At 65.9% G+C, this 12,386-nt stretch carries 12 protein-coding genes; 1 reads left to right on the forward strand and 11 read right to left on the reverse strand.

Annotation, left to right across the window (positions count from 1 at the left end):
- The 5 genes from XI04_RS10235 to XI04_RS10255 form a co-directional block, all read right to left on the reverse strand.
- Nucleotides 1-808 (reverse strand): ATP-binding cassette domain-containing protein (locus XI04_RS10235; RefSeq protein WP_271623652.1); only part of this gene is annotated, 808 nt, incomplete at its 3' end.
- Nucleotides 805-1,818 (reverse strand): ABC transporter ATP-binding protein, encoded by a 1,014-nt coding sequence (locus XI04_RS10240; protein WP_271609964.1) that lies wholly within the window; start codon nt 1,816-1,818, stop codon nt 805-807. The genes XI04_RS10240 and XI04_RS10235, both read right to left, overlap by 4 nt.
- A 2-nt stretch (nt 1,819-1,820) precedes the next feature.
- Nucleotides 1,821-2,714: an ABC transporter permease gene (locus XI04_RS10245; protein ID WP_038970558.1), complete on the reverse strand. Its 894-nt coding sequence runs from the start codon at nt 2,712-2,714 to the stop codon at nt 1,821-1,823.
- Nucleotides 2,711-3,661 carry an ABC transporter permease gene (locus XI04_RS10250; RefSeq protein ID WP_028142417.1) on the reverse strand — a complete coding sequence of 317 codons (951 nt, stop codon included), beginning with the start codon at nt 3,659-3,661 and terminating at the stop codon, nt 2,711-2,713. Before XI04_RS10250 ends, XI04_RS10245 begins: the two co-directional genes overlap by 4 nt.
- Nucleotides 3,662-3,775: 114 nt before the next feature.
- On the reverse strand, nt 3,776-5,197 hold the full coding sequence (locus XI04_RS10255; RefSeq protein WP_028142416.1) for an amidase: 1,422 nt from the start codon (nt 5,195-5,197) through the stop codon (nt 3,776-3,778).
- Between the two features lie 123 nt (nt 5,198-5,320).
- On the opposite strand from XI04_RS10255, the gene XI04_RS10260 reads away from it, so the two are divergent.
- The gene (locus XI04_RS10260) at nt 5,321-6,208 is read left to right on the forward strand and encodes a LysR family transcriptional regulator (RefSeq protein ID WP_028142415.1); all 888 of its coding nucleotides are present in this window, start codon (nt 5,321-5,323) and stop codon (nt 6,206-6,208) included.
- A gap of 7 nt (nt 6,209-6,215) precedes the next feature.
- Here XI04_RS10260 and XI04_RS10265 read toward each other — a convergent pair whose 3' ends face one another.
- The 6 genes from XI04_RS10265 to XI04_RS10290 are packed head-to-tail and all read right to left on the reverse strand — an operon-like array spanning nt 6,216 to nt 12,378.
- Nucleotides 6,216-7,151: a carbohydrate kinase family protein gene (locus XI04_RS10265; RefSeq protein WP_028142414.1), complete on the reverse strand. Its 936-nt coding sequence runs from the start codon at nt 7,149-7,151 to the stop codon at nt 6,216-6,218.
- Between the two features lie 5 nt (nt 7,152-7,156).
- Nucleotides 7,157-8,803: an FGGY-family carbohydrate kinase gene (locus XI04_RS10270; protein WP_271609965.1), complete on the reverse strand. Its 1,647-nt coding sequence runs from the start codon at nt 8,801-8,803 to the stop codon at nt 7,157-7,159.
- Between the two features lie 40 nt (nt 8,804-8,843).
- Nucleotides 8,844-9,617, reverse strand: a complete 774-nt coding sequence (locus XI04_RS10275) for an SDR family NAD(P)-dependent oxidoreductase (protein ID WP_028142412.1) — start codon at nt 9,615-9,617, stop codon at nt 8,844-8,846.
- Nucleotides 9,618-9,648: 31 nt separating this feature from the next.
- The gene (locus tag XI04_RS10280; RefSeq protein WP_038947891.1) at nt 9,649-10,656 is read right to left on the reverse strand and encodes an ABC transporter ATP-binding protein; all 1,008 of its coding nucleotides are present in this window, start codon (nt 10,654-10,656) and stop codon (nt 9,649-9,651) included.
- A 15-nt stretch (nt 10,657-10,671) separates the two neighbouring features.
- The gene (locus tag XI04_RS10285) at nt 10,672-11,502 is read right to left on the reverse strand and encodes a carbohydrate ABC transporter permease (protein WP_028142410.1); all 831 of its coding nucleotides are present in this window, start codon (nt 11,500-11,502) and stop codon (nt 10,672-10,674) included.
- A gap of 3 nt (nt 11,503-11,505) precedes the next feature.
- On the reverse strand, nt 11,506-12,378 hold the full coding sequence (locus XI04_RS10290) for a carbohydrate ABC transporter permease (protein WP_028142409.1): 873 nt from the start codon (nt 12,376-12,378) through the stop codon (nt 11,506-11,508).
- Between the last annotated feature and the right edge of the window lie 8 nt (nt 12,379-12,386).

A 12,386-nucleotide genomic window follows, 5' to 3' on the forward strand; every position in this document is an offset into this window, starting at 1 on the left:
GCCGGCCGCCGCCGGCGCGCGCCCGCGGCACCGCCTCCAGCAGCGCCCGCGTATAGGGATGGGCGCAATGCTCGAACAGGTCTTCGGGCCGGCCCTGCTCGACGATGCGGCCGAGATACATCACCGCGACCTCGTCGCAAAGATAGTCGACGACGGCGAGGTCATGGCTGATCAGGATGTAGCTCAGGCCAAACTGCTCCTGCAGATCCTGCATCAGGTTCAGCACCTGCGCCTGCACGGAGACGTCGAGCGCGGAGACCGGCTCGTCGGCGACGATGAGCTTCGGCTGGGTGATCAGCGCACGTGCAATGGCGATGCGCTGCCGCTGGCCGCCGGAGAACTCGTGCGGATATTTCTCCATGTCGGCATCGCGCAAGCCGACCTGGCGCAGCACTGCGGCGACGCGCGCGCGAAAGGTGGTGCGGTCGGCGTCTTCCAGCACGGTGAGCGGCTCGGCGACGATGCGGGCGACGGTCTGGCGCGGATCGAGCGATCCATAGGGGTCCTGGAACACCATCTGGAAATCGCGCCGGGCGCGACGCAGTTCGTCGGCCGAGATGCGATTGAGATCACGGCCGAGCAGCGCGACCTGGCCCGACGTCGGCCGCTCCAGCGCCATCACCAGCCGCGCGAAGGTCGACTTGCCCGAGCCCGACTCGCCGACGACGCCGAGGCTCTTGCCGGCGGCGACCTGCACGCTCACGCCATTGAGCGCGCGCACCTGCCCCGGCGGACGGAACAGGCTTTCCCGCGGCAGGGCGTAGCGCTGTTCGAGATCCTTCACGTCGAGAAGAGGCGCAGCGGTCATGCGGTCACCGCTCCAACGTTCTCAGCCATTGAGACATTCGTCCTGATGCAACGCACGAAGTGCCCGGGTCCGACGTCGACCATCCGCGGAAGCGCGGCGCGGCATTGATCGATCACGAACGGACATCGGTCGGAGAACGTGCACCCCGCCGCCAGATCTGCGAGCTCCGGCACGGTGCCCGATATCGTCTTCAGCCGCGTCCCCTTGCGCGCGCCGAGCTTCGGCCGGGCGCGAAACAGGCCCTGCGTATAGGGATGCCCCATCCGGCGAAACACCTCGTCGGTCGGCCCGCTCTCGACGACGGTGCCGCCATACATCACCATCATGCGCTGCACGTTCTCGGCGATGACGCCGAGATCGTGCGAGATCAGGATCATCGACATGCCGCGCTCCTCGACGAGATCGGCGATGAGGTCGAGGATCTGGCCCTGGATGGTGACGTCGAGCGCAGTGGTCGGCTCGTCCGCGATCAACAGATCCGGCTCGCAGGCGAGCGCCATGGCGATGGTGATGCGTTGGCGCTGGCCGCCAGAAAACTGATGCGGATAGGCATCGACGCGCCGCGCGGGATCGGGCAGCCCGACGCGGTCGAGCAAGGCGATCGCCTCCTTGCGCGCCTGCGCCGCCGAGTGCTTCTTGTGACGTCGCAGCGGCTCGGCGACCTGATGCCCGATCGTGTGCATCGGATTGAGCGCAGTCATCGGCTCCTGGAAGATCATACTGATGCGGTTGCCGCGCAGACGGCAATAATCCGCATCCGGCAATCGCGCGAGCTCGTTGCCGTCGAGCTTGATGCTGCCCGAGACCACGGCGCTATCGGGCAGCAGCCCCATCAGGGACATCGCCGTGACCGATTTGCCGCAGCCGGACTCGCCGACCAGCCCCAGTGTCTCGCCGCGCTTCAGGGCAAAGCTGACGCCGCGCACGGCCTGCGCCGGCCCGCGGCTGGTATTGAGGCGGACGCCAAGATTTTCAACCTCGATCAGCGGCATGACGCGTTGCTCGCCCATCGTCATCGCTCCCGTGCCAGTCTGGGATCGAGCAGGTCGCGCAATCCGTCACCGAGAAGATTGAGGCCGAGCACCGCGATCGCGATCGCAGCGCCCGGATAGACCGCGAGCATCGGCGACTGGAACAGCAGCGTCTGCGCATCGTTCAGCATCCGTCCCCAGGACGGCTGCGGCGGCTGCGTGCCGAGGCCGAGATAGGACAAAGCGGCTTCGGCGAGGATCGCGAGCGCGAACTGGATGGTGACCTGCACGATCAGGATCGACAGAACATTCGGCAGCACGTGCTCGATGGTGATGCGGAAGGCACCCTTGCCTGCCGCGCGCGCGGCCAGCACGAATTCGCGCGCCCAGATCGCGTTGGCGGAGCCGCGCGTCAGCCGGGTCAGCGTCGGGATCTGGAAAATGCCGATCGCGACGATCGAGGTGACCATCCCCGGCCCCACCACCGCGGCGAGCATGATCGCGGAGAGCACCGCCGGAAAGGCGAAGGTGAAGTCGGAGAAGCGCATGATGATCTCTTCGGTCCAGCCGCGCCGGGCCGAGGCGATCAGGCCCAGCGTGACGCCGAAACTTAGACCGATGCTGACGGCGATGACGCCGACCATGATGGTGGAGCGGGCGCCGGCGAGCAGCAGCGAGACGATGTCGCGGCCGAAGGAATCGGTGCCGAGCCAGTGCGCCGCCGAGGGCGGCCGCAGCTTCGAGGCGATGTCGATCTCGTAGGGCGACCACGGCGTCCACACCAGCGAGAGCAGCGCCGAGGCAAGCACCAGCAGGCTCAGCGAACTACCGAGCACGAAACTGCGATGGCGCAGCGCGCGGCCCCAGAAGGTCCTGGCCGGCAGGCGGCGTGTTGCGACCGGCGCGTCAATCGGAGTGGTCAGGGGGGTGCTCACAGGTCGTGGACCTTGATGCGGGGATCGATGAAGGCATAGAGCACGTCGACCACGAAATTGACGATGACGACCATGGTCGCCAGCAGCATCACGCAATTGCGCACCACGATCAGGTCGCGGTTGGCGATCGACTGGAAGATCAGCCGGCCGAGGCCCGGCAGATAGAACACGTTCTCGATCACGATAGTGCCGGCGAGCAGATTGGCGAATTGCAACCCCATGACCGTCATGACGGGGATCATCGCATTGCGCAGCACGTGGCTCCAAAGCACCTCGCGCTTGCCGAGCCCCTTCGCGCGGGCGGTGCGGACGAAGTCCTCGCGCAGCACTTCGAGGACGGCCGAGCGCGTGACACGCGCGAGGATCGCAGCCTGCACCACCGCGAGCGAGATCGCCGGCAGCAGCAGCGACTTGACGCCGAGCCAGATGCCTTCCTCCCAGCCGGAGAATCCCCCCGCCGAGAGCCATTGCAGCCGTACCGAGAACAGGAGAACCAGCAGGATCGCGAACCAGAAATTCGGCAACGCGATGCCGACCTGCGTCAGCGACATCACGCCGACGTCGCCGAGCTTGTTGTGGTTGGCGGCGGTGTAGATGCCGGCCGAGAGCGCCAGCGTCACCGTGATCGTCATCGCCATGATCGCGAGCGGAACGGTCAGCACCAGCCGCTCCGCGATCAGGCTGGCGACCGACGTGCCGTAGACATAGGAGTTGCCGAGATCGCCGACGAGGAGGCCCTTGATCCATTGCAGATAGCGAACCGCCAGCGGCTGGTCGAGCCCGAGCTTGACGGTGAGCGCACGCACTGCGTCTGGCGAGGCATCGGCGCCCATCAGCATCTGCGCGGCATTGCCGGGGAGCGCATCGAGCACCAGGAAAATGATCAGGGATGCGCCGACCAGCGTCGCCAGCAAGGTCAACAGACGTCGGAGGACAAATACGCTCATGCGCGCTCGGCTTCAGGGCTCAGCTGCGGCACGATCAACATGTCCGGGCGGCTGAGGCAAGCCTTTTGCACACAAGTCCTTTGCACCCGAGCCCTTTGCTGCATGCCCCTCTCCTCAAGCCGGCCAGCGGGACAGGAGGTCGCTTGATGCCTCGAACAGTGCGCTGACGCGCAGCAATTCCGCATCGGCACGGAAGCGGCCGACGAGCTGAAGCCCGATCGGCAGGCCGTCGCGGCCGAAGCCAGAGGGCAGGCTGACGGCGGGATGGCCGGTCATGTTGAACGGCATGGTCCAGGGGAACCAATGCGGCCGGACGCTGTCGAAATGCGCTCCGTCGATCTCGATGGTGCCGAACAAATCCTGCTTGATCGGCAGCGCGGTGCGCGTGAGCGTCGGCATCGCCAGGAAGTGTCCGCGCGCAAGCAGCGATTGCACGCGCCGAAACAGCGCGGTGCGCGCGAACATCGCCTCCTGATAGTCGACGCCGCTGACTTCGGTCGCAAGCGCGAGCTGCTTGAGGAAGGCCTCGCTCAGCTCGTCCTTGTGCTCGGCTGCGAGTTTTGCAAAGCGCGTGCGCCAGACCGTGTGGTTGATGGCGCGCCAGATCGGCTCGATGTCGAAACCGTCGCCGGAAAATTCCTCGAGCTCGGCGCCGAGCCCCGCCAGCCGGTCGAGGCTCGCCTTGAAGCTGGCTGCGACCTCGGCGGACACCGGACGGCCCGGCGGCGTCAGGCAGTACAGGATCCGCTGCCCGCGCAAATCGCCGCGCGGGGCGGCCGTGCCGATGAAATCGGGCACGGGAACGCCGATCGACCAGGGGTCGCAGGCATCGTCGCCTACCATCGCCTGCATCATCAACGCGGTGTCGGCGACGGTCCGCGTGGTCGGCGTGACATAGGTCTGGTTGCCGAACACATCCAGCGCCTGGCTGTGCGGGATCACACCGTTGCTCTGCTTCAAGCCGACCACGCCATTGCAGGCGGCGGGAATTCGCGTCGAGCCGCCGCCGTCGGTCGCGATCGCGAGCGGCGCGATGCCGCTGGCCACCGCCACCGCCGCGCCGCCGCTGGAGCCGCCGGAGGAACGGCACGCGTCCCAGGCATTGCGGGTGCGACCGAACAAAGGCGAATCCGTCAGGCACTTGCTGCCGAATTCCGGCGTCGTGGTCTTGCCGATCAGAATCGCGCCTTCGCTGCGCAGCCGCGCCACCGCGACGGCATCCTCGGTCGGCACATTGTCCTTGTAGGGAACGGCGCCAAAGGTGGTCTTGACGCCCTTGGTGTTGACGATGTCCTTGACGGTGACGGGGATGCCGTGGAGCAGGCCGAGCGGCTCGCCGGCCATTATTTTGCGCTCGGCGACGCGCGCCTGCGCCATCGCCTCGTCGCCACACAGCGTGATGAAACAGTTCAGCTCGGGCTGGAGCGCCTCGGCGCGCGCGAGCACGGCACTGATGATGTCGACGGGGGAAATCCGCTTTTCGGCGATGAGGCCGCGCAGTTCGGTTGCGGACAGCAGACAGGGATCGCCGTTCATCGTCACATCACGCTCCGAAGCGGGCCGTCGTTGGCCCAAAGCATTGACAGCGAGAATGACAGTTTTGTTAACTCGCCGTCCAATACGATTTTGGTCGCCAACCCATACGTTTTCGGTATGCCAATGGATCTACGCCGCCTCCGCTATTTCGTCGCTGTCGCCGAGACACGCAGCGTCGGCAAGGCCGCCGAGCGGCTACGGATGGCTCAGCCTCCGCTGTCCGTCCAGATCCGCAAGCTCGAGGCCGAGATCGGCGCGCCGCTGTTCCGCCGCGGCACCCGCGGCATGGACCTGACCGAGGCCGGCCAGGCGCTGCTGGCGCGTGCGAGCGAAGCTCTGGCGCTGGCCGTCGACGGCGCCGAAGCCGCGCGCGCGGTCGCCGCCGGCAAGCGCGGGCGGCTCTCGGTCGGCTACATGTTCGTCCTGGCGAATGCGATGCTGCCGCGGCTCATCCCTGAGCTGCGCCGCTCGGTTCCGGGCGTCGATCTCGACTTTGCCGAGCTCAGTGCATCGACGCGCGAGGCCAGACTGCTCGACCGCAGCGTCACGGTTGCGCTGTGCATGCCGGCCATCAACCATCCTGAGATCCAGGTGGCTCGGATCGGTGCGCAGCCATTTATGCTGGCAGTGCCGATCCGCTCGCCGCTCGCACGTCTCGGCGCCGTGCCGATGGCGCGGTTGCAGGGCCGTCCGCTGATCGCGTTGCCGCCTCCGGAGCAAGATCCCGCCTCCTCGGCGGTCGCGGCCCTGCTGCGCCGACATCAGATCGTGATGCCGATCGCGAGCCGGGTGGAGACGGTGCATTCGGCGATGAGCCTGGTGCTCGCCGGCGAAGGTCTTGCGATCGTGCCGGCCTGCGCCCAGCTCGGCGCGCCACGCGGCATCGTGTTCAGGCCGCTGCGCGATGCGGCCGATTCCATCGACATCGCGGTGTGCTGGCGGAGGGACTCCCAGAGCCCGCTGATCTCCAGGTTCATAAAATGCGCCGAGAAGGCCGTTGCGCGGATGTGAGGCGGCGCTACCAGCTCCAATTGATCTCACGGCTCCAGGGCGGATCGGCGCCCGGGCGGGTGCAGGTCAGGCCGGCGCAATTGGCGGCAAAGGACAGCGCCCGGCGGAGCTCGTCGACATTGATGTCCTTCAGTGCTTTCCGGGCAATGCGCTCCTGCTTGTGCAGGGCAAAGAGCAGCGCCGCCTGAAAACTGTCGCCCGCGCCGATCGTGTCGGCGACTTCGACCTTGGGCGCGGCGACCTCGATCTGCCCTGCCCCCGCGTGCCACGCGATCGCGCCATTGTTGCCGCGGGTGATGACGACGAGGCTCGTGCCCTGCCCGAGCAGCGCATTCGCCCGCTGCTCGTAAGGCTCGTCGCCGAAGAGATAGGCGAAGTCGACGTCGGACATCTTGACGAGATCGGCGTGGCCAGCGAACTCGGCCATGCGCGCCAGGTAAGCCGGCTTGTCCTTGACCAGATTGGGCCGGCAATTCGGATCGAAGGAGACCGTCGATGACGCCCGCGCGTCCGCGATCAGGGCGCTGGTCTCCGCCGCGCCCTGGTCGTTGACGAGCGTGGTCGAGCCGACATGAACGGCTTCCACATTCGCGAACGGAATCGTCCCGCGCCGGTAAGTCCAGTTCCGCGTCGCGGTGCCCGCGTCGTAAAAGGCGTAATGCGACTCGCCCGCGACGATGCGGACGAAAGCCAGCGCGGTCTGGTGATCACTGCGGGTGGCGAGATTGAGGTCGACGTTGGAGGCCGCCGCATGATCTGCGATCATCCGCCCGAACATATCGGTCGAGATGCCGCCGACGAATCCGGTGGGTGCGCCCAGCCGGGCCATGCCGATGGCAACGTTGAGACAGGAGCCGCCGACGGCCGGCATCACTGCCTCGCGTCCTTGCGCATTTCGCGTCGGCACGAAATCGATCAGCGCGTCACCGCAGGCAATCAGCATGTCCGTCAACCTCTCGCGATGTCGGCCATCGCCGCGCGGCTGCCGCGATCGACGTCGCGCAGGAGCTTATAGACCTCCCGTTTGCGGGTGTGAAACGCGGCCATGTCGGGCGCGGTCGGCTCGCTCTTCCGTCCCAGCGCCGACATCTTTGCCATGGTCTCGCCGATCGAGGCATAGGCGCCGCCGGCCACCGCCCCCAGCATCGCAGCCCCCAGCAGCACCGGCTCCCTGGTCTGCGGCAGCGCGACGGTGAGGCCCGTCGTATCCGCCATGATCTGCCGCACCAGCGGGCTGCGGCTCGCACCGCCCCCCATGATCATGATGCTGGAGCGAACGCCATGCGCGGCAAAAGCCTCGATCACCTCGGCGAGCCCATAAGCGAGCCCGCACAGGCCGGCGACGAACAGCCGCTCCATCGCGGCGATGTCGGTGTCGAGATCGAGGCCCGCGATCACCGCGCGCGTATCAGGGTCGGCATAGGGCGAGCGGTTGCCGATGAATTCGGGGAGAACATGGATGTCGCGGGCGAGCAGCGCGGCACGGCTGGCGCTGCCTGCGCGCGCGATGATGCGGCGCTCGAAGAAGTCGATGAGGTCGAGGCCCTCGCTGCGCGCCGCCGCGCTCGCCTCGGTGTGGCCCGGATGCGACTTGAGCAGATGGTCGATCGCCGCCCCCGCGGCCGACTGGCCGCCCTCGTTGAGCCAGAAATCAGGAACCATGCCGGAATAATAAGGCCCCCACACGCCGGGAACGAAGCACGGCTCCGTCGTCGTCGCCATGATGCAGGCCGACGTTCCCATGATGTAGGCAAGCCGGTCATTGACATCGCTCGCCCCGCCCGATCCGTCGCGGCCGCCGATCGCGCCGATGCCGCCGGCATGGGCATCGATCAGCGAAGCGCCGACCGGTATGCCCGGCGACAGGCCGAGCTCGGCAGCAGCTATACGGGTGAGCCCCGCACCGAGCCGCGTGCCGGGGGCGACGATCTCGGTGCCGATGCGGGCGTATTTCTCGTTGACGAAATCAGACAGGCCGATGCGCTTGAAGAATTGCGCGCTCCAGCCGCCGCGATCATGGGCGAGATAGTTCCATTTGCAGGTGACGGTGCAGGTCGAGCGCTGGAGCGAGCCGGTCGCGCGCCAGGTCAGATAATCCGCGAGATCGAAGAAGTGGCCGGCGGCGTCGAAGCTCGCGCGCAGATGCCGCTTCAGCCATAGCAGCTTCGGCATCTCCATCTCTGGCGAGATCGAGCCACCGACATAGCGCAGCACGGCGTCCTCGGTCTCGTTGATCAGCCGCGCCTCGGCGATGGCGCGATGATCCATCCAGACGATGACATTGCGTTGCTTGTCGCCGGATGCGCTGACCGTGAGCGGCTCGCCCTGCCTGTCGAGGACAACCAGCGAACAGGTCGCGTCAAAGCCGATGCCGCCGACGCTGTCGGGCGCGATGGCGGCTTCCGCCATCGCGGCCCGCACCGATGTCGCGCAGGCGTCCCAGATGTCCTGCGACGATTGCTCGACGATATCGCCGGCCTCGTGCCAGATCCGGATCGGATGCCGGGCGGTGGCCAAAAGCGTGCCGGCCTCGTCAAACACTCCGGCACGCGTGCTCGTGGTCCCCACGTCGACGCCGATATACGCTCGCGGCATTGTCGCTCCCGGTCGCTTTCCGTCAGCTTTGACGGTGAGCCTACCAGCAAGTATAGCCGCCATCCACCAGCACGATGCTGCCGGTCATCAGGCTCGCGGCCTCCGACGAGAGGAACAGCACGACCGAGGCGATCTCCTCGACCTGCCCCATCCGCGCCATCGGGGTTCCGCCGATCCAGGCGTCGTACATTTTGGCGTTACTCTTCACGAAAGCGTTGAGCGGCGTCTCGATATAGGTCGGCGCCACCGCATTGACGCGGATGCCGCGCGCGCCCCATTCGGCGGCCAGCGATTTGGTCAAATGATGCACCCCCGCCTTGGAGGCATTGTAGAAGCACTGCTCCTGCGGCTTGTTGACGATGAAGCCGGACATCGAGCCGACATTGACGATGGCGCCGCTTTTCGCCTTCAGCATGTGCTTGCCGAACTCGCGGCAGCACCAGAAGGTGCCGTTGAGATTGACATCGATGACGTTGAGCCAGTGCTCGTCGGTCACGGTCTCCGCCGGGGTTTCGCTGCGGGCGATGCCGGCATTGTTGACGAGGATGTCGACCTTGCCATGGCGGGCGAAGAGGTCGTTCGCGACCTCCGCCACGCGCTTGGTGTCGGTCACGTCCATGATCGCGGTCTCCACGTCAAAGCCCTTCGCCTTCAGGGTGGCCTTGGCGCTGTCGGCGACCTTGCTGTCGCGGTCGCCGATGATGACCCTGGCGCCGGCTTCGGCCAGCGCTTCCGCGCAACCAAGGCCGATGCCCTGCCCGCCGCCGGTGATGAACGCGGTCTTGCCGTTCAGCTTGAATTTTTCCAGGTACATGGTGATCTTTCCGTTTCTTGCCGTTTTCTTGTCAGTTCCGAAGCGCGTTGCCGCTCGAGTCGAAGCGATGAATGCGCGCGGGGTCCGGCACCAGCGACACATGGTCGCCGGCATGCAGGCTCAATTCACCGATATAGCGTGCGGTCAGCATCCCGAGCGGGCCGGCATCGACATAGAGGAATGTGTCGCTGCCAAGATGTTCGGCCACCGCGATGGTCCCCTGCCAGCCTCCGGTGCCATCGCGGTCGATCTTGAGATGCTCCGGCCGGACGCCGATGGTGGCAGCACCACGTTGCAACGCGAGCTCGCCCGTGACGAAATTCATCTTGGGCGAACCTATGAAGCCGGCGACGAAGAGATTGGCCGGCCGCTCGTAGAGCTCCAGGGGCGAGCCATATTGCTCGATCTTGCCGCCGTTGAGCACGACGATCTTGTCGGCCATCGTCATGGCCTCGACCTGGTCGTGGGTGACGTAGATCGCGGTGGTGCCGAGCTGCTTCTGCAGCCGCGTCACCTCGATTCGCATCTGCACGCGCAGCGCCGCATCGAGGTTGGACAGGGGCTCGTCGAACAGGAACGCCTTGGGCTCGCGCACGATGGCGCGGCCAATCGCGACGCGCTGGCGCTGGCCGCCGGAGAGCTCGCGCGGCTTGCGATCGAGATAGGGCGTAAGGTTAAGCGTTGCGGCGGCGGCCTCGACCTTGCGGTTGATCTCGTCCTTGGCGAGGCCCGCCATCTTCAGGCCGAAACCGATATTGCCGCGCACGCTCATATGCGGATACAGCGCGTAGGACTGGAACACCATCGACAGCCCGCGCTTGGCGGGCGGCGTATCGACGACGTTCTTGCCGTCGATCAGGATCTTGCCGCCAGAGACGTCTTCGAGTCCGGCGATCAGCCGCAAGAGCGTGGTCTTGCCGCAGCCGGACGGACCGACAAACACCACGAAGGAGCCATCGGCAATCTCGAGATCGGCGCCCTTGATGATGTGCACGGGGCCGAAGGATTTCTGCACGTCCTGAAGTGTGATCTGACCCATGATCCGGCAGCCCCTCTACTTCACCGCGCCGAAGGTGAGCCCGCGCACGAGCTGCTTCTGGCTGAACCAACCGAGGACGAGAATGGGCGCGATCGCCAGCGTCGAGGCCGCCGACAGCTTTGCCCAGAACAGCCCTTCCGGGCTCGAATAGGAGGCGATGAACGTGGTGAGGGGCGCCGCGTTCGAGGTGGACAGGTTGAGCGTCCAGAACGCCTCGTTCCAGGCGAGGATCAGATTGAGCAGCATGGTGGAAGCCAGCCCCGGGATCGCCATCGGCGTCAGCACGTAGACGAGCTCGCGGCCGATGGTGGCGCCGTCCATGCGCGCGGCTTCAAGGATGTCGCGCGGGATCTCCTTGAAATAGGTGAACAGCATCCAGATCACGATCGGCAGATTGCCGAGGCACAGGATGAAGACGAGGCCGATGCGGGAATCGAGCAGGCCGAAGGTCTTGTAGATCAGGTAGATCGGCACCAGCACGCCGACCGGCGGCATCATCTTGGTCGAGAGCATCCAGAGCAGGATGTCCTTGGTGCGCTTGGTCGGCGAGAACGCCATCGACCAGGCCGCCGGGATCGCGATCAGAAGCGCAATGAGCGTCGAGCCGCCTGCGATGATGACCGAGTTCATGGCGTGGTGGAAATAGTCGCTGCGCTCCTGCACGGTCGCATAGTTTTCGGTAGTCCAGTGGAAGAACAGAAAGGATGGCGGGATGGCGAAGGCCTCCAGCTCGGTCTTGAAGCTCGCCAGCACCATCCAGAGAATCGGGAAGAAGATCAGGAAGCCGAACAGCCAGGCCACCGCTGTCGATACCACCACCCGCCGCGTCGTCGCCATCCGTGCCATGCTTCAAGCCTCCAGATTGCGGCCGACGATGCGGACGAGGAAGAAGGCGACGACGTTGGCGATCACCACCGCGACGAGGCCGCCCGCGGAGGCGCTGCCGACGTCGAACTGGATCAGCGCCTGCGAATAGATCAGGAAAGCGATGTTGGTGGTTGACAGTCCCGGGCCACCGCCCGTGGTGACATAAATTTCCGCAAAGACCGTGAGCAGGAAGATCGTCTCGATCAGGATCACCACGGTGATGGGCCGCGCCAAGTGCGGCAGCGTGATGTAGATGAAGGTCGAGACGGCGCTGGCGCCGTCCATCTCGGCGGCCTCCTTCTGCTCCTCGTCGAGCGACTGCAGCGCGGTGAGCAGGATCAGCGTCGCGAAGGGCAACCATTGCCACGTCACGATCAGGATGACGGCAACCAGCGGCAAATCGTTGAACCAGTCGATCGGCGTCAGATGGAACAGCGAGGCGAGCCAGGCGAACAGACCGGACACCGGATGCATCAGCAGGTTCTTCCAGACCAGCGCGCTCACCGTCGGCATCACGAAGAACGGCGCGATCACCATCAGCCGCACGAAATTGCGGCCGATGACCGGTTGGTCCATCAAAAGCGCCAGGGGAATGCCGAGCAGGATCGTCAACGCCAGCACCGAGCCGACCAGCACCAGCGTGTTCTGGAGCGAGGCCAGGAAGGCGGGATCGGTGAGGAAGTAGCGGAAGTTCTCCAGCCCGACGAATGATTCCGAGCCGGGATCGAGCAGGCTGTAATGCAGCGTCGAGAAATAGATCGTCAGCGCCAGCGGGACGATCATCCAGATGAACAGCAGCCCGACGGCCGGCGTCAGGAGCGAGCGCGCAAGAGTCTGCGTCTGCCGGGTTGCCATCAACGCTT

Source organism: Bradyrhizobium sp. CCBAU 11430 (assembly GCF_028128855.1).
Classification (GTDB): domain Bacteria; phylum Pseudomonadota; class Alphaproteobacteria; order Rhizobiales; family Xanthobacteraceae; genus Bradyrhizobium; species Bradyrhizobium ottawaense.

Coding starts and splice junctions, on each gene's coding strand:
- XI04_RS10285 (WP_028142410.1), bottom strand. CDS start 11,502: ATGGCACGGATGGCGACGACGCGGCGGGTGGTGGTATCGACAGCGGTG.
- XI04_RS10260 (WP_028142415.1), top strand. CDS start 5,321: ATGGATCTACGCCGCCTCCGCTATTTCGTCGCTGTCGCCGAGACACGC.
- XI04_RS10270 (WP_271609965.1), bottom strand. CDS start 8,803: ATGCCGCGAGCGTATATCGGCGTCGACGTGGGGACCACGAGCACGCGT.
- XI04_RS10250 (WP_028142417.1), bottom strand. CDS start 3,661: ATGAGCGTATTTGTCCTCCGACGTCTGTTGACCTTGCTGGCGACGCTG.
- XI04_RS10265 (WP_028142414.1), bottom strand. CDS start 7,151: ATGCTGATTGCCTGCGGTGACGCGCTGATCGATTTCGTGCCGACGCGA.
- XI04_RS10255 (WP_028142416.1), bottom strand. CDS start 5,197: ATGAACGGCGATCCCTGTCTGCTGTCCGCAACCGAACTGCGCGGCCTC.
- XI04_RS10290 (WP_028142409.1), bottom strand. CDS start 12,378: ATGGCAACCCGGCAGACGCAGACTCTTGCGCGCTCGCTCCTGACGCCG.
- XI04_RS10240 (WP_271609964.1), bottom strand. CDS start 1,818: ATGGGCGAGCAACGCGTCATGCCGCTGATCGAGGTTGAAAATCTTGGC.
- XI04_RS10280 (WP_038947891.1), bottom strand. CDS start 10,656: ATGGGTCAGATCACACTTCAGGACGTGCAGAAATCCTTCGGCCCCGTG.
- XI04_RS10275 (WP_028142412.1), bottom strand. CDS start 9,617: ATGTACCTGGAAAAATTCAAGCTGAACGGCAAGACCGCGTTCATCACC.